Origin of the sequence: Simiduia curdlanivorans, assembly GCF_030409605.1 — a bacterium.
GTDB classification, from domain to species: Bacteria; Pseudomonadota; Gammaproteobacteria; order Pseudomonadales; family Cellvibrionaceae; genus Simiduia; species Simiduia curdlanivorans.
In genome coordinates this window covers 791,580-814,077 of sequence record NZ_JAUFQG010000004.1, presented here as the reverse complement: position 1 = coordinate 814,077, position 22,498 = coordinate 791,580, and the positions used below count along the sequence as shown (strand labels likewise).

The window sequence follows — 22,498 nt, the reverse complement described above, 5'->3', positions numbered from 1 at the left end:
GGATCAGTTAATCGAATTTGGTTTGGCGAGGTGGTCGGCTATTCGCTTAGATGCCTTCCCGTCGCCAAACGGATTAGACGCTGTACACATGGCGTTATAACTCAATGAATTACTCAGTAATTCATTGGCGGCATCAAAAATAGATTCACTGTTGGTGCCGACAAGTTTGACTGTACCAGCTTCAATGGCTTCGGCTCTTTCGGTATTGTTACGCATGACCAGTGTGGGAATGTCGAGAGCGGGTGCTTCCTCTTGTAGCCCGCCACTGTCGGTTAAAATGAGGTATGCATGTGTCATTAACAAAACGAAAGGCTCATAGGAAAGCGGAGCGATTAGATAGACATTATCTAATCCGCTTAACATCTCAAAGACCGGCTTCTTAACGTTGGGGTTCAGGTGCACAGGATAAATAATATCGAGATAAGGGTGTGCTTGTGCGATTGCTTTGATCGCTTTACAGATGTTGATAAACCCTTGCCCGAAGTTTTCCCTTCGGTGACCTGTGACCAGAAGAATTTTTTGGTTTAGCTGATTTGCGATGGCTGGCTTGTAGCCTGCGTTTGCGATCTGTAGCAAGACTTCACGTTTATAATCGGTCCCTTGAGTCAGCTTTTCCAAAATTAAAAATAATGCGTCGATGCCGGTATTGCCGGTAACTAAAATGTTGTCTTGACTAATGTTTTCTGCTATCAGCGCCTGTTTATTTTTCTCGGTCGGTGAAAAGTGTATGTTAGCGAGTTTGGAGGTTAGTTGCCTATTTGCTTCTTCGGGAAAGGGTGAGTAGATGTCATTCGAGCGCAACCCTGCCTCCACATGGCCTATTGGAATTTGCTGATAAAAAGCAGCTAAGGCTGAAACAAAGGATGTGGTTGTGTCTCCATGTACCAAAACGATATCTGGTCGGTATCTCGAGAAAACATCACGTAGGCCTGTTAGCGATTTCGTTGTGACGTCATATAGATCTTGGCCGGGTCGCATGATATCCAAATCAAAATCGGGTTCGATTTCAAAGGTGGCTAATGTCTGATCGAGAAATTCACGGTGCTGCGCGGTAATGCAGACGGTTGTTTCAAATTCATGTGGTCGGCTTTTGAGTTCGTGCACGAGCGGCGCCATTTTTATCGCTTCAGGGCGTGTGCCGAAAATTAGCATTACCTTTTTCATAAAACGGTCTCATAGGCTGTAACAGTTTGCGAGGCGATTTGCGCCCAATCAAAGTGCTCAGTGGCGCGCTTATTGGCGGCTCTGCCGAAAGCGTCGATATCGCAATTGAGTACTCGATTAATGGCGTCTGCCAATCCTTTCGGGTCTTGGTCCGCACATAAAAAGCCAGTGGCACCTTCTTCTATTAAGTCTGGGATACCTCCGACGCGGGTTCCAACTAATGGTAGCGAGGCAGCCATGGCTTCCAAACCGCTAATACTAGTAGCTTCCATCAGCGACGGTAGAACGGAAAAGTCGGCGGCACTGTAATATTGAATAATTTCTTCGTGTAGTTTACTGCCTAAAAATGTAACGCGATCACCGCAATGGTGCTTAAACACCTCTTCCACTTGCTGGCGTTCAGGGCCGTCCCCGATGACCAGAAATTTCAACTTCGGATTAGTTACAAACTCACTCGCGCGGGCTAAAAAAATCACCCCGTTTTTCCAGACTAGGCGCCGAGTGATAATGCAAAGTCGCTCGTCAGGTGCAATAGAAAGAGAGGCACGAATTTTCTCGCGAAGCTGAGAGTTACGAGCGTAACGGCTGGCATCCACCCCATTGGGAATGAATAACTTCTCACTTGAGATAGCAAAGGGCGTTTCAAGCAACTCGCGGCTTGGCGCGAGAAATAAAGCTGGCTTTGCAAATAGACGTTTTAACAGCCAAAGCCTTCGGAAGCCGCCTTTGCGCAAACGCTTCAGGTAACCCGATGTGTGGTTGGTATAGGCTAAGGGAATGTCCTTTATGTTGGACCATTCAAGCGGGCGCATGGCGTGAATGTGAATAATATCGGGCTTAATTACAGGTATCAGTGCCGCCACTTTACGATTAATTTGTAGCCCGTATAAGAAGCCTGGTCCCCGATAGAACATGCGATAGACGCTAATACCGTCCATTTCTTCTCGTTCGGCTTCTGAGGTGGTATGCCGTCGCGATAGCACTGAAACGTGATGACCTGCACTGACCATGGCTTTGGCTAATTCGTATACATGTGCGGATATGCCACCAACGGTGGGTGGAAAATCGGTAGTAACCATTAAAACTTTCATTAAATTAGCTCTTCAAGTGGCTGGCGACCACATATAGTGGTCGGGCGTTAACGCCCCTCCCTTACCTATGGCCAATGCTGATTGGGGCGTGAATTTCAAGTGAGATAAAAATAGGACAATGATAACGATTGTCGCCTGCAGCCGCTATGATCAATGAAGTAGGCCAATCAAAAGCTTTTTTTGTTGTATGCCGACCCTCTTTCTGGTATAAAACGCGGCTCTTTCTGGTGGGGCGCCTATGGCTGCTCTCCGGGTGGCCCCCGATACACAGATTTCTTGCAACCTCTGATCCATTTGGTGGGTCGAGAACGATTTACAGACGAGGCAATACGATGTCCAAGGTATGTCAGGTTACTGGTAAGCGTCCAGTTACCGGTAACAATGTTTCCCACGCGAAAAACCACACCAAGCGTCGTTTTTTGCCCAATCTTCACTCACACCGCTTCTGGGTTGAGTCTGAGAAGCGCTTTGTTAAGTTGCGTGTATCTGCCAAAGGCATGCGCATCATCGACAAGCGTGGCATCGACCTAGTGCTGACTGACCTGCGCGCGCGCGGCGAAGCCGTTTAATTTAGCTGGAGCAAATACCATGCGTGATTTAATTCGTTTGAACTCAAGTGCCGGTACTGGTCATTTCTACACCACTGACAAGAACAAGCGCACCATGCCTGAGAAGATGGAGATCAAAAAGTATGATCCCGTTGTTCGCAAGCACGTGGTTTATAAGGAAGGCAAGATCAAGTAATTGATCTTTCACCTTGAAAAAGCCCGGTAATGCCGGGCTTTTTCGTATCTGGCCAGCCGCTATGCACACACTTCAAACTATCGGTATCGTGCACTCCTGTTTCAAGGAGAAGTTTGGCGTGCCGCGCCAGCCGGCCTTGGCGCCTTCTGCTTGCGCCTGTCTAGAGCTTCTACCGCCCTACAATCAGGCCGATGCTGTGCAAGGACTAGAGAGTGTTAGCCATGTGTGGCTACAATTTATCTTCCACCAAAGCCCGGCGTCGAAAAGCCCCAAGGTCAGGCCACCGCGGCTGGGCGGCAATCAACGTATTGGGGTTTTCGCTAGTCGGTCGCCGGTGCGGCCAAACGCTTTAGGCCTTTCCGTAGTGAGGTTAGATCGCGTCGAAGTCGATGGTGCCAAGGTGTTACTTTGGCTCTCGGGGGTGGACTTAGTGGATGGCACGCCGGTGGTCGATATTAAACCCTACCTACCCTACGTGGATCTGGTGCCCGCTGCGCGCAATCTACTTGCACCTGCGGCGCCAGAGCCCATTAAAGTTGAATTTGCACAGGGCCTTTCTATTAATCCGGCGGTGGCGCAGCTGATTGTCGAAGTTTTAGCCCAAGACCCGCGTCCAGCCTATCAGACCCCCGAGCCGGATCGAATTTACGGTATGCACTTACTCGATTTCAATGTCCAGTGGCGCTATTTAGCCGCTGAGCCTGGAGTCTGGTCGATTGAAGTGATCGCTCTGCAACCATTGCGCAGCTAAGGAGTTGGTATGCCGGAATTACCCGAAGTCGAAACCACCCGTCGAGGTATAGAGCCGCATGCACAGGGCAAAAAAGTCACAGCCTTGGTCGTGCGCAACCCTTCGCTGCGCTGGCCTATCCCAGGCGAGTTAGCGGTGCTGTTAAAAGGCCAAACCTTGCGCTCGGTCTCGCGCCGGGGTAAGTATTTACTCTTGGGTTTTGCGCGCGGTCATGTGTTGGTGCACCTTGGCATGTCGGGCAGCCTGCGGGTTATTTCCATCCAAGAGCCACCAGGTTTGCACGATCATGTGGATTTGCAGTTCAGCGATGGCACCGGCCTGCGCTATACCGATCCGCGCCGTTTCGGCTGTTGGCTCTGGGCTGAGGGCGATGTGCTGACCCATAAGTTGTTGGTCTCGCTTGGCCCAGAGCCGCTGTCCGAGGCATTTACCGCTGAGTATTTGTATCAGCGGTCGCGCGCGAAAAAGCAAAACCTGAAAACCTTTATTATGGATAGCCATGTTGTCGTGGGCGTGGGCAACATCTACGCTAATGAGGCGTTGTTCATGGCGGGGCTGAGGCCGCGCCGAGCCGCGGGCAGCTTGAGCTTACCGAAGGCGCGGTTATTGGTGGGGCATATAAAATCCGTGCTCGCCAAGGCCATTGCGCAGGGCGGAACTACGTTGAAAGATTTCGTCGGCGGCGATGGTAAACCGGGTTACTTCCAGCAGAAGTTGTTAGTTTACGGGCGTGGCGGCGAACCTTGTCGAGTCTGTCACACCCCGTTGAAAGAAGTTCGCGTCAGCAATCGCGCCACGGTATATTGTGCCAATTGCCAGCACTAGCTACACTGCACATTAGCATTCGACGCTAAGCCACTGATGGCTTTATACTTTATGTACAATGCGTAAAGTCCGGTACTTGCCCAAGTAGTAATGGCATACTCAGGACGATAACTGAGGAGACTCGCTGTGAATCTGAAAAAATTGAGCGTTAGAGCCGTTGCTTTAACCACTTGTTTAGCCATGTCTAGTTTTGCGCTTGCTAAAGACGGCGAGTTGGAAGATCCATCTGCGGCCGCTATGGCATTAGATCTGGTGATTGTGCGTCCCGTCATGTTGGGTGTAACGGTGTTAGGCACAGCCGCGTTTCTGGTGGCCCTGCCCTTCTCTGCCGCTGGCGGCAACGTTAAGCAGTCTGCTCAGACCTTAGTGGTTGGCCCAGGTGAGACCACCTTTGTCCGCTGCTTAGGTTGCACCACGCCTGGCTACCAGCACGACGTCGAGTAACACCTACTTCTGCTTGTCGGTGTTCTTTTTATAGCGTGCGATGAGTGCATCCTTCACCAAGGGGTGCACGAATTTACTTACGTCTCCGCCCAGCGACGCTATTTCTCGCACCAGTGAGGACGAGATGTAGGATAGGTGTTCGGAAGGGGTAAGAAAGAGGCTTTCCATTTCTGGCAGCAGCGCTCGGTTCATATTCGCCAACTGAAATTCATATTCGAAATCAGATACGGCGCGCAGGCCGCGCAGTACGCCTTGGGCCTGCTTCTGCTTTACTAGATCCGCCAATAAAATATCAAAACCACAAATTTCAATGTTGGGTAGATGCCCAAGCACTTCGTGCGCTAGCGCTACGCGCTCCTCGAGGGTAAAGAGCGGATTCTTTTTGGTGCTCGCCGCAATGGCAATGATGACCTTGTCGAACAAACGGCAGGCCCTTTCAACCAAGTCAATATGACCATTGGTTAGCGGGTCGAAAGTGCCGGGGTAAACTACAGTGCGCATTCAGTCACCAAATATTTAGAAGGCGTTATTTAGCTGGCGATAGTATCAAGCTGGGGGCGTTTCTTAAAGTAAGCGATAGAGCCGGTAGCAAACTTCACCCGCGACCTTTTCTCGGCTCAAGTGCCAATGGGGTGGCGTTTCCAGGGGAAGGTTTTTTGGGCTTTCCACATAGACAATCGCCTGATCGGAAAGGCAGTTCGATCGATTCAGCAATTCAATGGCGCGTTGCCATAGTTGTTGGGCAAAGGGCGGATCGAGAAAGATCAGGTCAAATTGTTGGTCGGTCTGTGCTAACCAGGCCAGACTATCGACATTGAGAACATCGGCGCCTTGCGCTTTCAGTAAGTCGCAGTTGTGTCGCAACTGTTGCCAAGCCTGTTTGTTAAGTTCCAACAGCGTACAGTGCGCAGCGCCACGGGACAGTGCCTCTAAGCCTAAAGCCCCTGAACCGGCGAACAGGTCCAGACAGCGGGCGTCTACCACATCAGCCTGGAGCCAGTTGAAAAGCGTCTCGCGGATTCTATCGCCCGTGGGTCTGAGGCCGTCTGGGGTCGGGAAACTGAGCTTTCGCCCGCGCCATTGACCGCCAATGAGTCTTAGCTGGCCGCCTTGATGGCTGGCAGAGGCTTGGCGGTTTTTCATGCAATGGGTCAACTCAATTTTCGCTGGGAGTGGTAGGATAGCGCTCTTTTATCCAATCTGGGCAGCGCGCCCCAGTTTGCGCGCGCATTTTAACGCCATTTTAGTTAGTGAGTACCGATGTTTTCCAAGTTGTTTAAGAAAAAAGAACAGCCAGCCGCGCCCAGTGCTGAGTCGGTCGAGCAGGTGCCTGCGCCCGAACTGGCGCCGCAACCGGCCGATAAGCCGAGCCTGTTTGCCCGTATTCGGGCCGGGCTGAGCCGCACCCGCAGTCAATTTGCCGAAGGCATTGGCAACCTGTTCTTGGGTAAAAAGGCCATTGATGATGAGCTGCTAGAAGATTTGGAGTCGCAATTGTTGGTTGCCGATGTCGGTATAGAGGCAACCACCGATATTATTGCGTCTTTGACTGACAGCGTTGCGCGCAAACAATTAAAAGATCCCCAGGCGCTATTGGCCTTGTTGCGCGAGGCGCTCGGCGAGCTGCTGTTGCCGGTGGAAAAGCCGCTCGTTATCGACACGGCAAAGAAGCCTTACGTGATTTTAGTGGTAGGTGTTAACGGCGTGGGCAAAACCACCACCATTGGTAAATTGGCGAAGCGTTTCCTGAACGACGGTAAAAAGGTCATGTTGGCGGCTGGCGATACCTTTCGCGCGGCGGCGGTTGAGCAGCTGCAGGTGTGGGGTGAGCGCAATCAGGTGCCGGTTGTGGCCCAGCACACGGGTGCCGATAGCGCCTCGGTTATTTTTGATGCCATCGCCTCGGCTCAGAAGAAAGATATTGATGTGATCATTGCTGATACCGCCGGCCGCTTGCACAACAAGAGCAATTTGATGGAAGAGCTCGCCAAAGTGAAGCGGGTGATGGCCAAGCTCGATGTGACAGCACCGCACGAAGTGCTTTTGGTGCTCGATGCCGGCACGGGCCAGAACGCCATCAGCCAAGCGCAGGAGTTTCACAAAGCCGCAGGCGTGACTGGGCTTGTATTAACCAAGCTCGATGGCACGGCCAAAGGTGGCGTTATTTTTGCCCTGAGTAAAAAGCTAGCGCTGCCGGTGCGCTTCATCGGTGTGGGTGAAGGCGTGGATGACTTGCAGCCTTTTGCCGCTAAGCCCTTTATCGACGGGCTTTTCAATCACGAAGCGCTACCGACCGAGCAGGCCGATTGATGATTCGTTTTGATCACGTTTCAAAGCGCTACAGCAATGGTTTCGAGGCTCTCAAGAGTTTAAATTTCTCCATTGACGCGGGCGAGATGGTATTTCTCACCGGCCACTCGGGCGCCGGCAAGAGTACATTGCTAAAGCTGATTATGGCGATGGAGCATCCGAGTCGCGGTCAAGTATTCGTCAATGGCAGCAACCTCACGCGCATGCCCGATAGCCAGATCCCCTACCATCGCCGCCAAGTCAGTGTGGTGTTTCAAAACCATCAGTTGTTATTCGACCGAAGCGTATTTGACAATGTCGCGCTGCCGCTAGTCATTGCTGGCTATGCCGCATCCGACATTGCTAAGCGGGTGCGCGCGGCACTCGATAAGGTTGGATTACTGCACAAGGAAAATCGCCTGCCGCTGGAGCTGTCGGGCGGTGAACAGCAGCGCGTCGGCATAGCCCGTGCTGTGGTTAATAAACCGAAAATCTTACTCGCCGACGAACCCACGGGTAACCTAGACCCGGAATTGTCGGCAGAAATCATGGATTTGTTTCGGCAGTTTAACGAGGTGGGCGTCACTATGTTGATTGCCAGCCACGATATCGATTTGCTCAAGCGCCAAAATAAGCGCGTTTTGGCCCTGTCCGAGGGCGAGTTACGCGCCGACATGGCGCCGGCCAATGCGGGTGCTGTACATGTCTAGTCGCTTGCCCAACCAAGCTGATTCTCGGCGCCTGTCTGCGCGCCGGGAGCCTATTGCGGCGCGGCCGGTAAAGGCTGGCGCCAGAGTCAGTAAAACCAAAGTGTCAGATAAGGCCGACGCTTGGCTGCAGCACCACAAGCTCACCGCCATCGACAGTTTACTGCGCTTGTTGTGCGAGCCGGTAAAGTCTTGTTTAACCGTGCTCATGCTCGGCATCTCGCTGGCGTTGCCGGCGCTACTTTACGTGGCCTTGGCCAACGTCAATCAGCTCTCTGGCCAATGGGCTAGCAGCAATCAGTTGTCGATCTATTTGCAGCCAGGTGCGACGCAGGCGGCAGCTCAAAGTTTGGCCGAAAAAATCGAGCTCGTAACCGAGGTGGCACAGGTATCTGTGATCTCGCCCAGTCAGGGCTTGAGCGAATTCGCCGCGCAAAGCGGTATGGGTAGCTTGCTCAATGACTTAACCGACAACCCACTACCTTGGGTGCTACTGGTGCAGCCACATCAGGGCGTGTTGGAGGCCGAGCGGTTGCAGCAACTGCGCTCCAGCTGGGCGGCAGATCCGGTGGTCAGCGATGTGCGTATTGATATGGCCTGGCTTGAAAGGCTCAATTACGTCATGCAGTTAGGCCAGCGTTTTGCCCTCGGTTTGGGCCTTTTGCTCGGCATAGGCATGTTGCTGGCCATCGGCAATACCCTGCGCTTGGCGATCGAGAATCGCCGCGAAGAGATACTGGTAATTAAGCTTGTCGGCGGCACCGATGGTTTCGTGCGCAGGCCTTTTTTGTACACGGGGCTCTGGTATGGGCTTGGCGGTGGCCTCTGTGCGCTGATTTTGGTGGTGCTTGGGTTATTTTCTGTGGCCACACCGGTGGCCAATTTAGCGCAAAGTTACAGTAGCCAATTCACCTTGCAGGGGTTGGGCGTCGGCAATGGCTTGATACTGCTGGCAATGGCCTTATTAATAGGTTTACTGGGTGCGTGGCTAGCAGTGGGTCGGCATTTACGCGATATCCGGCCACAATAGCGATGACTGGTAAGTCAGGCGCGGTGGGGAATCTTTCTCCGTGTTGGCAGTCAAATCCCGTAGTGCTACACTCACGCGGTAGTTTTTGGAGGTATTGCAATTGAGTACAAGCTTACAACCTGTTGGTGTCTTAGCACCGGGTGCCAATCTTGGCGCTTACATCCAGGCCGTTAACGCCTTTTCTATTCTGTCCGCAGAGGAAGAAAAACAGTTAGCGGAAGAACTCTATTACCAAGAAAACCTCGAATCGGCCCGCCGACTCGTTATGGCCCACCTGCGCTTTGTGGTTCATATCGCCAAGTCTTACTCTGGCTACGGCTTACAAGAGTCCGACTTAATTCAAGAAGGTAATGTTGGCTTGATGAAAGCGGTAAAGCGCTTTAATCCAGAGCGCGGTGTGCGCTTAGTCAGCTTTGCCGTGCATTGGATCAAGGCCGAAATACACGAATTCATCTTGCGCAATTGGCGCATTGTCAAAGTCGCCACTACCAAGGCGCAACGCAAGTTGTTCTTTAACTTGCGCGGTTCTAAAAAGCGCCTCGCTTGGTTGTCTCATGCCGAAGCTCAGGCAATCGCGAAAGATTTAGACGTAGATGTTAAACATGTCTACGAAATGGAAGGCCGCCTGTCTGCCTATGATGCCGGTTTCGATGCCGGTGCCGACGACGATGACGATACGGCCTACCAAGCGCCGGCGAATTATTTGGAAGACCACCGCTACGACCCAGCCCAGCAGCTAGAAGATGCCAACTGGGAAGAGTCGAACGTGAGCAGCTTAGAGCTGGCGCTTGATAAACTCGATGAACGCAGCCGCGACATCCTGCAAAAGCGATGGTTGAATGATGATAAAGCCACCTTGCACGACCTAGCTGATGTCTATGGCGTCTCGGCCGAGCGCATTCGCCAGCTTGAAAAAAATGCCATGAAAAAAGTAAAGGCTATGATGGAAGCGTAATACGCGCTTTTCTAACGCCAGAGCCGCGCCTAGTCGCGGCTTTCTTTTTTGCTGGTGTTTTACCTAAGGTTGATTGCAATGCCGATTAAAAAATTACTGTTCCTCGCCGCCTGCACGGGTGCGCTAGCGATTGCCTTGGGCGCCTTTGGTGCCCATGGGCTGAAATCATTGCTCGCGCCTGAAGCCTTGGCGACTTGGCATACCGCAGTGTTTTATCATCTGGTACACAGCATTTTCCTGATTGGTATCTGTTTGCGAATCTTGATAGACGCCTCTCGTCGGCTATTTCTAGCCGCCTATTGTATCTGGGGCGGTATTCTTTTGTTTTCTGGCTCGCTTTATATTTTGGCCCTGGGCGGGCCCGTGCTGTTCGGGCCGGTAACGCCAATTGGCGGCGTTTTATTAATATTAGGCTGGTTGAGTATTGCCGCTTACGCGCTGCGTCTCCCCGCCCCTGATCGGTGAATTATGGAACCCACATCTCTTAGCCCGTCATTGCCTGGCATCGCCGATGAACACGGTTTTACCCCAAGGCCTGAATTCAAAAAGAAATCTATTCGCAGCTACGTGATTCGCGCGGGCCGAATGACGCCGGCCCAGCATCGTGCATTTGAACAGCAGTGGTCGCGCTATGGCTTGAGCTTGTTCTCGGGTCAAATTGATCCGGTGCAATTGTTTGGCCGCTCGGCGCCGTTGGTGCTAGAGGTAGGCTTTGGCATGGGCGCGTCCTTGCTGGCTATGGCAAAGGCCGAGCCGGAAAAAGATTTTATTGGCATCGAAGTGCATCCGCCCGGTGTTGGGCGCTTGCTCAACGACGCCGCAGAGGCAGGCATTAGCAATCTCCGTGTTTATATGGCCGATGCTAATGATGTGCTGGAAGACTGTATCCCCAACGATGTGCTAAGCCGGTTTCAGTTGTATTTCCCTGACCCGTGGCACAAAAAAAAGCATCAGAAACGGCGTATTGCCCAACCTGCATTTGTGGCGCAAGTGCGTACCAAATTGAAGCTTGGCGGTGTGTTACATATGGCGACAGATTGGCAAGATTATGCTGATCACATGATGGAGGTGCTTTCCGTCGCGCCAGGTTTTGATAACCAGGCAGGCGAGTATATTTTTTCAGCTAAGCCGAGTTACCGGCCCAATACTAAGTTCGAGCAGCGCGGTGAGCGCCTCGGACACGGTGTTTGGGACTTGCTGTTTGTAAAAAAAGCCTGAAAAAACTTTCCCATCCCTTGCATTTAAAAACTGGCATGCCCACAATCGCGCCAATTCTAACCGGCTTAAGCCAAGCCGGTTATGTGCGATAGTGACAGATAAAAGCACAAAAAGGGGTGAATTTAAGGTGCATCAGCGCCTTAGGATAAGTTAGCGTGTTTAATAAAAAGCTATACCCTCTCTACTTTGACATTTCAGATGTCTTTCTTTTGAAAGCGCAAGAAGACGCTTTTGCAGTAGCTAAATCCCATACTAATTCATTAGTTGTACTATTGTTGCGCGATGCTATTTGAACGACTACAGTCCAGCACAAGCTAATTATTTCGATAACATATGAGTGAAATTTAAAGGAGAAACTCTATGAAGAAAGTATTAATGACGTTGCCACTAGCACTGGCTATTGGTGCGACCACCTACGCACAAGCGGATCAGTCTGGATTGGAGCTGACTGCGGGTTGGAATCACACTAATTGGGATAAGGATCGGGGCATAAAAGATTCTACCGGTTGGTTAGGTGGCTTGGGTTATCGTATCAATGACAGTTGGGGTATCGAAGGTTTCTACATCGAAAACGATAGCACGGTTCAATCTACGTTAGAAACTGCTGAAACCAGGCAGTTGCATTTTGATGCGCTTTATCATTTCAATACCGATACCAATGTTCAGCCATTTTTTCTGCTTGGTGCCGGTAAAAACGATTACAAAGTGTTAGGTGCCAAAGATGATGAGAGCACATTTAATGTGGGTGCAGGCATTAAATTTTTCTTAACTGATAATTTCATTTTGCGCGGTGACATGCGCGGTATTCGCGGCTCTGAAGATGGCGATATCGACTTAGGCACCAATGTTGCCCTGTCTTACTTTTTTGGCGATCGCGGTACTAAACCAGCCCCCGTTGTTGCCGCCGCTGCTGCACCTAGCGACGCCGATAATGACGGCGTAGTCGACACGAAAGACGCCTGCCCGCAAACGCCAGCTGGTGTTAAAGTAGACACTCGGGGTTGTGCGTTAGATTCGGATAAAGACGGTGTAGCAGACCATAAAGATCAGTGCCCTAATACCGAAGCTGGGTTAAAGGTTGATGAGACTGGTTGTGCTATTTCGTTAACCGAAGCTGTGGCGATAAAATTAAATGTCACTTTCGACAACAATGCGGCCGTTGTTAAGCCAGCATTTTTTAGCGAGATAGGTGCCGTTGCTACATTCATGAAAAGCTACAAAGACTCTGTGGTTGAAGTGCAAGGTTATACCGATTCACGCGGGTCTGACACCTATAACCAAACATTGTCGCAGAAGCGCGCCAATGCTGTTCGCGATGTGTTGGTGCAAGAGTACGGTGTGGCAGCAGAGCGTGTAACGGCGAAAGGTTACGGTGAAGCTAATCCAATTGCCGATAACGAAACTGCCGAAGGTCGCGAAGCCAACCGTCGCGTTGTGGCCTCAGTTCAATCTCAGAAAACCACAAAAGTTAAAAAATAATGTAATTTTTGTGTGAGCGGCGAGCCCTAGGGCTCGCTTTTTTTTGCGTATTAGCCGACAACCATAACATCAGTTTCGATATTATCTAATATTTTCTCCGCCGTATTGCCGACTAACGCTGCCTTTACGCCAGCCCGCGCTGCCGAGCCAATAACAAGTATATCGGCATGTAGTTCTTGCGTTAGATCAATAATGACTGCCTTGGCATTGCCCTCGCGCAAATGCATGTTGGCAGAAGGAATGCCAAAGCGCTCGGCGGCAAGTTGTTGGTCCGGCGCCTCGTTGTGTTCCAGCAAGTGAAACAATTTTACAAAGTTTGGTGTTTTTTCCACCGCAGATACTAAGTGCAGTTCGAAGCCGGTGGCTTTTGCTAGGCGCTGTGCTTGGGTGAGAATTCGATTGTTGAGAATCTCGTGCTCGGGCTCGTTTTGGTTAAGACTTACTGCGGCTAATATAATGCTGTTTTGCCATGCTTCGTCAGACTTGACCAGTAAAACTGGGCAAGGTGCCGTGCGCATTAGATAGAAATCCGATGTGCGCTGGAACTTTCGGCTCATCGCGCTGTGCTGAAAACTGGATTTTACGATTAAGGTTGCATCGAAACGTCCGGCGGACTGCGCCACCATCATTTCCCATTTCTGATTCCAAACAACCTCACAGCTAACTTCTAGGCCTTGGTTTTTAATGGGTTGAGCAAGTTCTTGTAGCCAGGCTTTGGTTTCCTGAACCTGAGAATGCTTAGCATCCTTTCTTGAATCGTATGCCAGTAGCTCTTCTTCAGTTAAATAAGTGCAGCAAAATAAGTGCAGGCCTGCTTTTATTTCGAGCGCCAATTTTACCGCGCGACCCAATGCCAACTGATCATCGGTTAACGGATCTATAACCACTAAAAGCTTATTGCCGGCCATATTCTTATCCATCGACGTAGGTTTCAATGTTCAATAACATACCATAGTCAAGAGTTTGCTTCGGTGTATTGATTTGAAACAAAAAACGGCACCAGAAGGTACCGTTTTTGCGTAAGGGAGTAGAGCTTAGAAGCTATAACTGACACCTAGGCCAAGTAGGTCTGCTTTGTTGTCGCCATTTTCAGAGGCCCAGCTCGCCGTAATGGCAGCATTGGCCGTTAGGAAATAGCTAGCGGTTACATTGCCATGCCAGCTTTGGCCTTTGTCTTGGCTGTAGCCGGGTAGTTCATAGGCATTCAGGTCTAGGGTCTGGCTTGCCATGGTCACGCTATAATCCTCGCCTTTGAGTTGTGAGCGGATACCCCACTCAGAGGTTACAACCAGGGCATCGCCAGCGGCGCGCCAATGCACGAAAAAGCCGACATCGGCGCTGGTCGAGGTATGTTTTTGATCATCAAAACGAAGCGACGTGGTAAGGCCCGACGCTTCATCGTAGCCGTCGACATTTATTTCTCTGTGCACCAACTCTATTTTGGGGCCATAGTCCCAATTGCTGTGTGGTGAAATACTGTATCCGTATTCAACTGCCAAGGTTAACGAATCGCCATTGGTTTCGCCGGTTTCTGTGCGCGCGGTGATACCGAGAGGGACAACGCGGTTTAAATCGCTGTAATCCTGCTCGCCATAGCCGATGCTGGCATTAAACCAATGGGCTCCAGTGGTATAGCCGGTGAATAAGGTGATTGACTGACTGCTGGCATCATAGCTAGAGGCTGAGTCGTCAAAGCTTAAATCGCCGCTGTCGTTAGCAAACCCTAAACCTAGGTTCAATGCATCATTAACGCTGTATTGAATGCCGAGTAATGCAACATTTGATTTCGCATCGGCATCGAGATAGTTATTGCGAATCCCTGTGTCAACGGCACTGCCCCGGGCGAATATTTGCCACTGACCTTCGCTTGCGCGCTTGCTAGCCAAAGTAGACTGCATCTGCTGGCGCAGCTGGGTTTGGCTGGCGTCCACTAGGCTGGCACCGAGTACCGGTAGCATGCCGACTTCTTGAGGCGCTTGGATCAAGCTAAACATGTAATCGGCAATGATTTGCTGCGCGGCGGCGGTTGGGTGGACACCATCGTTAAAGATAAGTTTTGTCGGATCGCCGTTACCCAGTTGATTGATGCCATAAAGCGGGTTTTCACCGCTACCGGCACTTATAGCCGTGTTGCAATCATCGCTTCCGTCATAGCATGACGCGGCAAGCAATGTTGTATCTGCGATGAATCCGAAGGCTGTTGGGTCGAGAAGAATTTCAGTTAGCAATCCACGGCCGTCTACACCAATAACATTGGCCGAAGAGGCTCGTAGATTTGCGTAAAGAGCATCGTTAAATAGTGCACTTACGGGCGTCCATAGAGGCTGTGCACCAGAGCCTATGCCTGCTGGCGTGTTGCCAACATCAGGTAAGTTAGAAACCATAATGTATTTAGCGCCGGCAGCGTGTAGTGCATCAACCCCAGCCGATAAATTATCTGCTGAATTTTTTGCAGTAGTAGCATTTGTTGCGAAGCCTTGAAGGATGTCATTACCGCCGCCGTTAATATAATACAAGGTATTGGCTTGGGCTTGGCCAAATTCAGCTAGGTAACCGTCGCGAGTTCTCGAAACAATTCCGGCATCCACAGTTGAGCCATTGGTATCCGTGATGGAGGCCAATATTTGGTCTGTGCGATAGCCACCAACAGCATAATTAGTGCCGTCTGGCCAGCCAGTTACTGGGCTCGGTAGTATGGGTGTAGATGCAGCTAGGTAACCTAGTCCCAATTGTTGGCTGAGCCTTTGAATCGCAACGGTATCTGTAATACTGCCGGTGCCATCCGTTCTATTGGTGAAGCGTAATTCCCAAGAAAAGGGTGAGCCCAGAGCTGGATTGGCGGGAGAAGCTGAATCTGGGAATTGACCTGAGTCGGTAAGGCTGTCACCGAAGGCGACAATTTGGTCAAAAGGCGATTGGGCCTGGGTACAAGCTGAGGCAAGCAATAAAGCAGCCGCGAGTGGTTTGAGAGATGCGGATATACGTATGCTCATAATATCTTTCCGTGATCATTGCAGTGTTTATTATTGTTAGCGCTTCTGCCTAAACAGATCGCCAGTATGATTGCTGCGTAAAACATTGGCGTCGAAATAGATCAGTAATTATTGTTGTAGTGAACTGATACGGTGGAGATAGTAGAGTGGATCTGCGCTTGAGGCTATAACAGTCTCTGACTCTTGGGTCATCATTGTGCGCTGATTTTTAAAAGCATTTAGGTAAAAAAACTACACGCTGGCTTGTTCGAGTGCCTCACTGATTTCAAGCCATTGTAATTCGGCGTGTTCGAGTGCGCCTTTTAGTTCGCCCTGCTCCTTTAGCAGCTTTTGCATTTTTTCCTTGTTTTCGCTTAGGTATAAATCTGCATCGCCCATGAGGGTTTCAACAGCAGACAAACGAGATTGTAATTTTTCCATCTCTTGCTCAATTTTCTTAAGCTTTTGGGTTAGTGGTTTGAGCTTTTCGCGCTGCGCTGCGGCTTGTTGGCGTTGAACTTTTCGGTCAACTTTTGCGTCACCGTCTTCCGCTGTTTGTTGTGTTCGTGTCGACAGGCTGGTTTGCAAAGTAACTTGCGCCCATTGGTGGTAGGCATCCAAGTCGCCATCAAATATCTCGACCCGGCCTTGATGCACTAACCAAAACTCTTCCACGGTATTGCGAAGTAAGTGCCGATCGTGTGACACCACCACCACGGCGCCCTCGAAGGCTTGTAGTGCTACGGTTAAGGCATGGCGCATTTCTAAATCGAGATGGTTGGTGGGTTCATCTAGCAACAGTAAATTAGGCTTTTGCCAAGCGATGATGGCAAGCGCTAAGCGGGCTTTTTCGCCGCCGGAAAAAGGCCGCACGGTGGCTAAAGCTAAGTCGCCATGAAAACCAAAGCCGCCTAAAAAGTTGCGAATTTCTTGTTCGCTGGCGCTTGGCGACAAACGTTGCAGGTGCAACGCAGGCGTTGCGTCTAAATCTAGCGCTTGCAGTTGATGCTGAGCAAAATAGCCAATGCGTAAGTGCTCGCCGGCTATGCGATCGCCGCTGGTTGGAACGAGCTCTTCGGTCAGCGCTTTAACCAAGGTGGATTTGCCGGCGCCATTAAAACCCAGCAAGCCGATTCGGGCGCCGGGCAACAAGGCTAAGTTTAAGTTTTGAAATATTGTTCTGCCGGCGTAACCAATGTTGGCTTGCTGCAAGCCAACCAGTGGCGTGCTCACTTTTTCGAAACAGGGAATTTCAAAATGAAACGGCGAGTCTATGTGCGCCGGTGCTATGGTTTCCATGCGCTCTAATTCTTTTAGCCGGCTTTGCGCTTGCTTAGCTTTGGTGGCTTTGGCACGGAACCGGCGCACGAAATTTTCAATTTCCGATATGCGCTCTTGTTGCTTTTCGAAAGCAACTTGCTGTTGCGCAAGTCGCTCAGCTTTTTGGCGTTCGTAGGCGGAATAGTTGCCTTGATACAGCACGAGTTTTTGCGCTTCAACATTGACGATTCGGTCAACAACCGCGTCGAGAAAATCGCGGTCGTGCGATATTAATACCAAGGTGCCTGGGTAGCGTTTGAGCCACTGCTCTAGCCATAAAGTGGTGTCTAAATCTAAGTGGTTGGTGGGCTCATCGAGCAGCAAGAGATCGCTCGGGCACATGAGCGCTTGGGCAAGGTTCAATCGGATGCGCCAGCCGCCGGAAAAGTCGCTGACCAATTTGGTTTCATCGCCCGGCGCAAAGCCTAAGCCAGATAAAAGTTGTAGTGCTCGGGACTCGGCCGTGTAGCCGTCTATATGTTCCATGTCGGCATAGGCGGTGGCCAGCGCTTCACCCTCGCATGTTTTTAGCAGGGCTTGCAGTCGACGCAGTTCGGTGTCGCCATCGAGCACGTGATCTAAGGCATTTTGTTGGGTGTTTTCGATCTCTTGCGCCATGTGCGCAACGCGCCATTGGCCGGGCACCAAGCAATGGCCGGTATCGGCGCCAAGATTGCCCAGCAGCATTTGGAATAGACTCGATTTACCACTACCATTGGCGCCAATCAGGCCCACGTGTTGGCCTGGATGGATGCGAAGGTCTGCGTGGTCGAGCAAAAATTTTTGCCCGCGCTGTAGGCTTACTTGGTTCAATTCAATCATGGCGCGCATTGTAGCAGCGCTGGCAATGGCGACTAGCGAAAAGTGATGACCAAGCCAAACTTTATCGATTTTGCGTTGTCTTTATACGCGCAGCCTGCAGTGGAGGCCGAGTGCCTGCAGTTGCAGGATAACCACGATGTCAGTGTTCCCCTGCTGCTCTGTTGCGCTTGGCTTGATTTTGGCGGTGTCGGCGCGACGCTCGAATCTATTGGCGTGCTAGCTAAAGACGTGCTTGTTTGGGAGCAAACTGTGGTCTGGCCCTTGCGACAGCTGCGTCGACAGTTGAAGTGCGAAGCTGAATCGAGCGCGGCGGTGGCGGAAATTCGCGCAAAAATTAAGCAGGCCGAGTTGGCTGCGGAGCTAGAAGTGCTGCAGCGCTTGGGTGCAATAGCCTGGCCTAGCTGTTCGGAGCCGGCGTTAACAAGTTTGCGTTTGTATTACCAACTAGCTGGCGACTGTGACAGCTTCGGCGCTTTACGCGCCAGAATGGCCGTGCTCAAGGCCGATGCCTTAACAGGCCAGACTAACTAGGCTAGTATTGGCCGCTCGATTTTATATTGCCTGACCTACGGTAGGTTCAGGGCCCTCAACCGGAAGATGATAATGATTAAAGTGAAACACAGCCTGGTTTCAGGCATCGCCCTAGCTACCCTGATGCTAGCTGCCTGTGGCGCTGACAAAAAAGCTGAAGAACCGAAGCTTGATACCCTCGAAGCTAAAATGAGTTATATCTTCGGCGCTAATATGGCGTCTCAGTTCAAACAGGAAGGTATCACCCTCGATCCAGCAGCCTTATCACTGGCGGTGGTCGATATTCAGAGCGGTAAAGAAAACCGTATTAGCCAGGAAGATATGCAACAGGTAATGCAGGAATTCCAAGCTCAGGCGCAAGCCAAGCAAGAAGAAAAAATGAAAGAAGCTGGTGCTGCTAACCAGCAAAAAAGCGAAGCATTCTTAACCGCCAATAGCACCAAAGAAGGCGTACAGGTTACGGAATCAGGTTTGCAGTACAAGGTTGTGGCCGCCGGTGAAGGTGCCAAGCCGACAACTGAAGATTCTGTCACTGTGCACTATAAAGGCACCTTAATCGACGGCACCGAGTTTGATAGCTCCTACACCCGCGGTGAGCCGGTCACATTCCCAGTGACAGGTGTTATCCCAGGTTGGACCGAGGCCTTGCAGTTAATGAGCAAGGGCGCCAAATATGAGTTGTACATCCCCGCCGATCTCGCTTATGGCGCTGGCGGTACTGGCCCGATAGGCCCAAATTCAGCCTTGGTGTTCGAGGTGGAGTTGTTGGATATCGTTAAGCCAGAAGCAGCCGCAGCTAAGTAAGCAGGCTTGCTGAGTAGGTATGAAAGGGTTGCTGCGGCAGCCCTTTTTGCTTTTCTAGCCCTGCCGATTCTACTTTAAGGTGTGCACAAAGCCGTTCGCCGCAACCGCGACAAAATGTTTCTCGGCGAAGGCAACCGCCATCACAGCGGCGCCCGAAGGTTGCAAGGTGTCGCGTTTCGGTAGGCGCCACTCTTTGATCAGCGTCATGTTGTCCACCCGCCAAAGCTGCACGATCTGATCCGGTCGGCCGGTTAATAATTGGCTGCCGTCGGCGGAAAAGCGCGCGGCGGTAAATCTCAGCCCGCGCTTGACCATACTGCCCGCCAAGGGCACTTCTCTGAGCGCTTTACCCGCGGCGAGATCCCAGATCACGGCCTTGTCGTATTTTGCCGCGCTGAGAGCCTTGCTGCCGTCGTTGGTGATGGCCACCATTTGCACTTCTTCGGCGTGGTTAAACGTATGTAGGGCTTTGCCGCTGGCGACGTCCCAAACAATCGCCGTTCTATCCTCGGAGCCGGTGATGGCAATTTTTCCGTCTGCCGATAGCGCCACCTTGCGCACTCGGTTGTCGTGCCGGAAGGTGCGCGCAATACCGCCGCGTTTGATGTCGAACATCACCGCGGTACTATCCACTAAGCCCAGCAGCGCATAGTCACCTGTGGGTGTTAAAGCGATATCGAGCACCTCGGCTGGCGCATTCCAGAAGCGCGCCGCCTGGCCAGTTTCTAGGCTCCAAAACACAATGGTGTGGGTGGTGGCAGTTGCCGCCCAGCGTCCGTCGGCAGAGAAAGCGGCGCTCTCAATGGTCGAGCGCTCGTCTTTTGCGTGGTTCCAATCGTAGAGTCGCTCTTTGTCGGTTAGGCGCCACAGGCTGCCACCCTCAAAAATAGAGCCGATTAAGGCATAGTCGCCTTGGTCCGACAGCGCCGCACTTAGGATGCCTTTGTTGGCCACCTCTACACTGGCGGCTGGGGTTGGGGTATTGTCACACGCGACCAGACTTAGGCAGGCCAAGCTGCAGGCGGCCATCCAATTCCATTTCATAAAAAGATCCGAGTGAGGATATAACTGAAATTAAAGATAGTGCAGAAATGCAGGTGCTGCCGCCGATTGGCACCCAGGGCGGTGCCAATCGGCCTGGGCAAATTAGGCCACCAGGTCTTTATGGGCGTCGTGCAGTACGGAGATCATCCGATCTTCCGCTGAAAAGCGTGTCTCAAGTGCGTCGCCAAGGGTCGAGAGATCGGCGCGCAAGGAGGTGAGATCATCGGTTTCTTGATATTTATCGTTGAAGTCGAGAATCACATCTGTGGTCGGATCAATCTCAGTGTACAGGCCCGAAGCTTCTTCAATAGCGGCTTGATCGTCGAACTCGTGGGCTTCTTTGACCAGCTGCTTATAGACCTCAAAGTGGCCTGCGGAGGAGTAGTCCACCAGCAGTTGGCAAAGGGTTCGCACCTTGTCGCCGTGTTCTAGGGGTTCAAATTCGTCGTGATCAGAAAGCTTGCAGTAGAGTACCAATGCGTCCTGACGTTCTTGCAGCCAGCGGTCGATAATATCGCTTACACCGCCCCAGCGTTCCTTAGCCGTCTTACAATTATCGAGCATGTGACTACTTCCTTAACTCATTCGATAGGTCTAACGCTCAATGTAGGTGAAAGGCAGAAAGGGGGCAAGACTTAATCAACAGCAATTGATCGATTAACCAGTGCCGGCGCTGGCTTAAAATTTAGAGGTAGTTAGCTAAAAATGGCAGCCATAAAGCGGTGAAGGCGCCAGTAAGCCCCATGGCTAAGCTGGCAAAAGCGCCGACAGTAGCACTTAATTCAAAACCTCTGGCCGTACCCACACCATGGGCATTAATACCGAGCACAATGCCTTGACCCCTTGGATCGGCAAGTCCAGAAAGCTTAAATACCAGCGGTGAAATAAGTGCACCAATAACACCTGTGAATATCACCACACCCGTCGTTAGGCTGGTATTGGCGCCAATTTGTTCTGCAATCCCGAGTGCAATTGGTGTTGTAACTGATTTGGGTGCGAGGGCTAATAACAGTTCGGCACTTGCACCCGCGACATAGGCAAACAGCAAGGCTGCGCCACAGGCTATGCCGCTGCCGAGGGCGATGGTGCCAGCTATGGGTAGGAAAAGGCCTTTGAGTTGATGAAATTCTCGATGCAATGGTAGGGCTAAGCTTACGGTGGCTAGGCCTAAAAGTTGATAGAAAAGCCAATTAGCAGCTTTGTAGTCCGAGTAGCTTGTGCCGGCCAATTTGAGCCCCACGGCAAGCAAAATAGAGCCTGTTAACAGAGGGTGTAGCCAGAGTTTGCGCGCACTGCGTTGATACACCCAGATGCCTACTTGGTAGGCGCAAAGTGTGGCTGCAATCATGAGTAACCAAAACAGGCGGTCATTCACGGGATTTGGCCCGCGCGCTAAATACCCGGTAGGCCAGGCTCGAGAGCAGCATGGCAACAAAGGTGCCGCCGAGCATTGCGGCAAGTACCGCAGGCCATTGGGCGTTAATATGTTCGGGCAAGAAAAAGATACCCACTCCGGCGGGTAAAAATAGTAAGGACAGATGACTGATGAGCTTTTCACTGACCTGCTCAACGGGCTCCACCAAGGTCTTACGCCAAGGTAATACCCTTAAGCTGAGCAGCAAAAACAACAGCCCAATAACCGCGCCTGGTATGGGTAAATTGAGCCAGAGGGCGGTGAGTTCGCCCAGTATTTGAAAGCCGATGAGAACCAGTAAGCCGACAATCACGCCTTGCGCAGTCCCTGCCAGAAACACAGCGCCACTAAGCCTGCGAAAGCGACAAAGGTCCAGGCGGGAATAGACAAGCCAAGAAAGCTCCACACCACGTCGGCACAGTTGCCATCGCCTTGAAACAGTAATGCCAAGGCGTCGAATAAGGGAAAGGTTTCGAACATATACTCAAGCCCGGGGCCGCAGGCGGGCACTTGATCCTCTGGCAGGTTTTGAATCCACACATGGCGAGCCGAAACGCCGGCACCGATAAGGCCAGACACTAGGCCTAAGCCGCTGTAGATTTTATTGCCAAAACCTTTAGGGTTGTGCAGGGCTGCAGCCAGGGCAATAAGACCTACCACAATCACGAAGATCCGCTGAGTTACACACAGTGGGCAGGGGTGTAAGCCCATTTGGTATTGCATATATAGCGCGGTTAAAATCAAGCTGGTGCAACCGGCGAAGATAATAAAATAAGTCTGACGTAAATTAGGCAGCATAAATAGGTCTCAAAGCTGGGATTGGTGCTGGCGTCACGTTAGGGGAAAAGCGCAAAAGGCACAACTCAATTAGCCCACAATAGCGATAAAAAAGGC

At 51.4% G+C, this 22,498-nt stretch carries 26 protein-coding genes; 14 read left to right on the top strand and 12 right to left on the bottom strand.

The features are described 5' to 3' along the window. Nucleotides 1-3: 3 nt before the first annotated feature. Together wecB and QWY82_RS03760 are read right to left on the bottom strand one after the other, a co-directional pair. A complete protein-coding gene (gene wecB / locus QWY82_RS03765) occupies nucleotides 4-1,164 on the bottom strand; it encodes a non-hydrolyzing UDP-N-acetylglucosamine 2-epimerase (RefSeq protein ID WP_290260045.1) in 1,161 nt (386 codons plus the stop codon). Beyond that, nucleotides 1,161-2,255: a glycosyltransferase family 4 protein gene (locus QWY82_RS03760; RefSeq protein WP_290260043.1), complete on the bottom strand. Its 1,095-nt coding sequence runs from the start codon at nucleotides 2,253-2,255 to the stop codon at nucleotides 1,161-1,163. Before QWY82_RS03760 ends, wecB begins: the two co-directional genes overlap by 4 nt. A 332-nt stretch (nucleotides 2,256-2,587) precedes the next feature. On the opposite strand from QWY82_RS03760, the gene rpmB reads away from it, so the two are divergent. The 5 genes from rpmB (at nucleotide 2,588) to QWY82_RS03735 (ending at nucleotide 5,019) form a co-directional block, all read left to right on the top strand. Beyond that, entirely contained in the window at nucleotides 2,588-2,824 is a 237-nt protein-coding gene (rpmB, locus tag QWY82_RS03755) for a 50S ribosomal protein L28 (RefSeq protein WP_290260041.1), read from the top strand. 19 nt (nucleotides 2,825-2,843) lie between these two features. Next, nucleotides 2,844-2,999 carry a 50S ribosomal protein L33 gene (gene rpmG / locus QWY82_RS03750; RefSeq protein ID WP_290260040.1) on the top strand — a complete coding sequence of 52 codons (156 nt, stop codon included), beginning with the start codon at nucleotides 2,844-2,846 and terminating at the stop codon, nucleotides 2,997-2,999. Between the two features lie 61 nt (nucleotides 3,000-3,060). Then, nucleotides 3,061-3,750 carry a tRNA (N6-threonylcarbamoyladenosine(37)-N6)-methyltransferase TrmO gene (tsaA, locus tag QWY82_RS03745; protein ID WP_290260038.1) on the top strand — a complete coding sequence of 230 codons (690 nt, stop codon included), beginning with the start codon at nucleotides 3,061-3,063 and terminating at the stop codon, nucleotides 3,748-3,750. A 9-nt stretch (nucleotides 3,751-3,759) separates the two neighbouring features. Continuing rightward, nucleotides 3,760-4,575, top strand: a complete 816-nt coding sequence (mutM, locus tag QWY82_RS03740; protein ID WP_290260036.1) for a bifunctional DNA-formamidopyrimidine glycosylase/DNA-(apurinic or apyrimidinic site) lyase — start codon at nucleotides 3,760-3,762, stop codon at nucleotides 4,573-4,575. Between the two features lie 126 nt (nucleotides 4,576-4,701). Next, on the top strand, nucleotides 4,702-5,019 hold the full coding sequence (locus QWY82_RS03735) for a hypothetical protein (RefSeq protein WP_290260035.1): 318 nt from the start codon (nucleotides 4,702-4,704) through the stop codon (nucleotides 5,017-5,019). Between the two features lie 3 nt (nucleotides 5,020-5,022). Here the strand turns inward: QWY82_RS03735 and coaD are convergent, their stop codons facing one another. Together coaD and rsmD are read right to left on the bottom strand one after the other, a co-directional pair. Further along, entirely contained in the window at nucleotides 5,023-5,520 is a 498-nt protein-coding gene (gene coaD, locus QWY82_RS03730; protein ID WP_290260033.1) for a pantetheine-phosphate adenylyltransferase, read from the bottom strand. A gap of 63 nt (nucleotides 5,521-5,583) precedes the next feature. Next, on the bottom strand, nucleotides 5,584-6,162 hold the full coding sequence (gene rsmD / locus QWY82_RS03725) for a 16S rRNA (guanine(966)-N(2))-methyltransferase RsmD (protein WP_290260031.1): 579 nt from the start codon (nucleotides 6,160-6,162) through the stop codon (nucleotides 5,584-5,586). Between the two features lie 117 nt (nucleotides 6,163-6,279). Here rsmD and ftsY point away from each other — a divergent pair, with 117 nt between their 5' ends. From ftsY to QWY82_RS03690, 7 genes are all read left to right on the top strand, one after another. After that, a complete protein-coding gene (gene ftsY / locus QWY82_RS03720) occupies nucleotides 6,280-7,329 on the top strand; it encodes a signal recognition particle-docking protein FtsY (RefSeq protein ID WP_290260028.1) in 1,050 nt (349 codons plus the stop codon). After that, nucleotides 7,329-8,018, top strand: a complete 690-nt coding sequence (gene ftsE, locus QWY82_RS03715; protein WP_290260026.1) for a cell division ATP-binding protein FtsE — start codon at nucleotides 7,329-7,331, stop codon at nucleotides 8,016-8,018. Before ftsY ends, ftsE begins: the two co-directional genes overlap by 1 nt. Continuing rightward, nucleotides 8,011-9,045, top strand: a complete 1,035-nt coding sequence (ftsX, locus tag QWY82_RS03710) for a permease-like cell division protein FtsX (RefSeq protein ID WP_290260024.1) — start codon at nucleotides 8,011-8,013, stop codon at nucleotides 9,043-9,045. The genes ftsE and ftsX overlap by 8 nt, the downstream gene beginning before the upstream one ends. A gap of 100 nt (nucleotides 9,046-9,145) precedes the next feature. Continuing rightward, a complete protein-coding gene (gene rpoH / locus QWY82_RS03705; protein WP_290260023.1) occupies nucleotides 9,146-10,000 on the top strand; it encodes an RNA polymerase sigma factor RpoH in 855 nt (284 codons plus the stop codon). Between the two features lie 78 nt (nucleotides 10,001-10,078). After that, a complete protein-coding gene (locus QWY82_RS03700; protein WP_290260021.1) occupies nucleotides 10,079-10,465 on the top strand; it encodes a DUF423 domain-containing protein in 387 nt (128 codons plus the stop codon). 120 nt (nucleotides 10,466-10,585) lie between these two features. Further along, complete coding sequence (gene trmB, locus QWY82_RS03695) at nucleotides 10,586-11,218, top strand: tRNA (guanosine(46)-N7)-methyltransferase TrmB (RefSeq protein WP_290263426.1); 633 nt, start codon at nucleotides 10,586-10,588, stop codon at nucleotides 11,216-11,218. Between the two features lie 360 nt (nucleotides 11,219-11,578). After that, nucleotides 11,579-12,697: an OmpA family protein gene (locus tag QWY82_RS03690; RefSeq protein ID WP_290260019.1), complete on the top strand. Its 1,119-nt coding sequence runs from the start codon at nucleotides 11,579-11,581 to the stop codon at nucleotides 12,695-12,697. Between the two features lie 50 nt (nucleotides 12,698-12,747). Here the strand turns inward: QWY82_RS03690 and QWY82_RS03685 are convergent, their stop codons facing one another. From QWY82_RS03685 to QWY82_RS03675, 3 genes are all read right to left on the bottom strand, one after another. Further along, nucleotides 12,748-13,617 carry a universal stress protein gene (locus QWY82_RS03685; RefSeq protein WP_290260017.1) on the bottom strand — a complete coding sequence of 290 codons (870 nt, stop codon included), beginning with the start codon at nucleotides 13,615-13,617 and terminating at the stop codon, nucleotides 12,748-12,750. Nucleotides 13,618-13,731: 114 nt separating this feature from the next. Further along, the gene (locus QWY82_RS03680) at nucleotides 13,732-15,690 is read right to left on the bottom strand and encodes an autotransporter domain-containing protein (RefSeq protein ID WP_290260015.1); all 1,959 of its coding nucleotides are present in this window, start codon (nucleotides 15,688-15,690) and stop codon (nucleotides 13,732-13,734) included. Nucleotides 15,691-15,921: 231 nt separating this feature from the next. Then, entirely contained in the window at nucleotides 15,922-17,811 is a 1,890-nt protein-coding gene (locus QWY82_RS03675) for an ATP-binding cassette domain-containing protein (protein WP_290260013.1), read from the bottom strand. 45 nt (nucleotides 17,812-17,856) lie between these two features. Between QWY82_RS03675 and QWY82_RS03670 the strand changes: the two genes are divergently transcribed. After that, nucleotides 17,857-18,342, top strand: a complete 486-nt coding sequence (locus tag QWY82_RS03670) for a TIGR02444 family protein (RefSeq protein ID WP_290260011.1) — start codon at nucleotides 17,857-17,859, stop codon at nucleotides 18,340-18,342. Between the two features lie 72 nt (nucleotides 18,343-18,414). Beyond that, entirely contained in the window at nucleotides 18,415-19,146 is a 732-nt protein-coding gene (bamJ, locus tag QWY82_RS03665) for a BamJ family beta-barrel-assembly machinery protein (protein WP_290260010.1), read from the top strand. A gap of 69 nt (nucleotides 19,147-19,215) precedes the next feature. Here the strand turns inward: bamJ and QWY82_RS03660 are convergent, their stop codons facing one another. The 5 genes from QWY82_RS03660 to QWY82_RS03640 all read right to left on the bottom strand — a co-directional run bounded on the left by QWY82_RS03660 (nucleotide 19,216) and on the right by QWY82_RS03640 (nucleotide 22,402). Continuing rightward, the gene (locus tag QWY82_RS03660; protein ID WP_290260008.1) at nucleotides 19,216-20,190 is read right to left on the bottom strand and encodes a WD40 repeat domain-containing protein; all 975 of its coding nucleotides are present in this window, start codon (nucleotides 20,188-20,190) and stop codon (nucleotides 19,216-19,218) included. A gap of 102 nt (nucleotides 20,191-20,292) precedes the next feature. Continuing rightward, the gene (gene rsd / locus QWY82_RS03655) at nucleotides 20,293-20,754 is read right to left on the bottom strand and encodes a sigma D regulator (RefSeq protein WP_290260007.1); all 462 of its coding nucleotides are present in this window, start codon (nucleotides 20,752-20,754) and stop codon (nucleotides 20,293-20,295) included. 121 nt (nucleotides 20,755-20,875) lie between these two features. Then, on the bottom strand, nucleotides 20,876-21,565 hold the full coding sequence (locus tag QWY82_RS03650) for an LrgB family protein (protein ID WP_290260005.1): 690 nt from the start codon (nucleotides 21,563-21,565) through the stop codon (nucleotides 20,876-20,878). Continuing rightward, nucleotides 21,558-21,917, bottom strand: coding sequence for a CidA/LrgA family protein (locus QWY82_RS03645; protein ID WP_290260003.1), 360 nt, complete (start codon nucleotides 21,915-21,917; stop codon nucleotides 21,558-21,560). The genes QWY82_RS03650 and QWY82_RS03645 overlap by 8 nt, the downstream gene beginning before the upstream one ends. Further along, nucleotides 21,914-22,402 carry a disulfide bond formation protein B gene (locus tag QWY82_RS03640; RefSeq protein WP_290260001.1) on the bottom strand — a complete coding sequence of 163 codons (489 nt, stop codon included), beginning with the start codon at nucleotides 22,400-22,402 and terminating at the stop codon, nucleotides 21,914-21,916. Before QWY82_RS03640 ends, QWY82_RS03645 begins: the two co-directional genes overlap by 4 nt. Between the last annotated feature and the right edge of the window lie 96 nt (nucleotides 22,403-22,498).

What these genes read in the sequence shown, in the direction of transcription:
- QWY82_RS03700 (WP_290260021.1), top strand. Translation starts at nt 10,079, where the DNA reads ATGCCGATTAAAAAATTACTGTTCCTCGCCGCCTGCACGGGTGCGCTA.
- mutM (WP_290260036.1), top strand. Translation starts at nt 3,760, where the DNA reads ATGCCGGAATTACCCGAAGTCGAAACCACCCGTCGAGGTATAGAGCCG.
- QWY82_RS03660 (WP_290260008.1), bottom strand. Translation starts at nt 20,190, where the DNA reads ATGAAATGGAATTGGATGGCCGCCTGCAGCTTGGCCTGCCTAAGTCTG.
- tsaA (WP_290260038.1), top strand. Translation starts at nt 3,061, where the DNA reads ATGCACACACTTCAAACTATCGGTATCGTGCACTCCTGTTTCAAGGAG.
- rsmD (WP_290260031.1), bottom strand. Translation starts at nt 6,162, where the DNA reads ATGAAAAACCGCCAAGCCTCTGCCAGCCATCAAGGCGGCCAGCTAAGA.
- ftsX (WP_290260024.1), top strand. Translation starts at nt 8,011, where the DNA reads ATGTCTAGTCGCTTGCCCAACCAAGCTGATTCTCGGCGCCTGTCTGCG.
- rsd (WP_290260007.1), bottom strand. Translation starts at nt 20,754, where the DNA reads ATGCTCGATAATTGTAAGACGGCTAAGGAACGCTGGGGCGGTGTAAGC.
- trmB (WP_290263426.1), top strand. Translation starts at nt 10,586, where the DNA reads ATGACGCCGGCCCAGCATCGTGCATTTGAACAGCAGTGGTCGCGCTAT.
- QWY82_RS03640 (WP_290260001.1), bottom strand. Translation starts at nt 22,402, where the DNA reads ATGCTGCCTAATTTACGTCAGACTTATTTTATTATCTTCGCCGGTTGC.
- QWY82_RS03680 (WP_290260015.1), bottom strand. Translation starts at nt 15,690, where the DNA reads ATGAGCATACGTATATCCGCATCTCTCAAACCACTCGCGGCTGCTTTA.
- QWY82_RS03760 (WP_290260043.1), bottom strand. Translation starts at nt 2,255, where the DNA reads ATGAAAGTTTTAATGGTTACTACCGATTTTCCACCCACCGTTGGTGGC.
- ftsY (WP_290260028.1), top strand. Translation starts at nt 6,280, where the DNA reads ATGTTTTCCAAGTTGTTTAAGAAAAAAGAACAGCCAGCCGCGCCCAGT.
- ftsE (WP_290260026.1), top strand. Translation starts at nt 7,329, where the DNA reads ATGATTCGTTTTGATCACGTTTCAAAGCGCTACAGCAATGGTTTCGAG.
- QWY82_RS03675 (WP_290260013.1), bottom strand. Translation starts at nt 17,811, where the DNA reads ATGATTGAATTGAACCAAGTAAGCCTACAGCGCGGGCAAAAATTTTTG.
- bamJ (WP_290260010.1), top strand. Translation starts at nt 18,415, where the DNA reads ATGATTAAAGTGAAACACAGCCTGGTTTCAGGCATCGCCCTAGCTACC.
- rpmG (WP_290260040.1), top strand. Translation starts at nt 2,844, where the DNA reads ATGCGTGATTTAATTCGTTTGAACTCAAGTGCCGGTACTGGTCATTTC.
- coaD (WP_290260033.1), bottom strand. Translation starts at nt 5,520, where the DNA reads ATGCGCACTGTAGTTTACCCCGGCACTTTCGACCCGCTAACCAATGGT.
- QWY82_RS03690 (WP_290260019.1), top strand. Translation starts at nt 11,579, where the DNA reads ATGAAGAAAGTATTAATGACGTTGCCACTAGCACTGGCTATTGGTGCG.
- QWY82_RS03685 (WP_290260017.1), bottom strand. Translation starts at nt 13,617, where the DNA reads ATGGATAAGAATATGGCCGGCAATAAGCTTTTAGTGGTTATAGATCCG.
- QWY82_RS03670 (WP_290260011.1), top strand. Translation starts at nt 17,857, where the DNA reads ATGACCAAGCCAAACTTTATCGATTTTGCGTTGTCTTTATACGCGCAG.
- wecB (WP_290260045.1), bottom strand. Translation starts at nt 1,164, where the DNA reads ATGAAAAAGGTAATGCTAATTTTCGGCACACGCCCTGAAGCGATAAAA.
- rpmB (WP_290260041.1), top strand. Translation starts at nt 2,588, where the DNA reads ATGTCCAAGGTATGTCAGGTTACTGGTAAGCGTCCAGTTACCGGTAAC.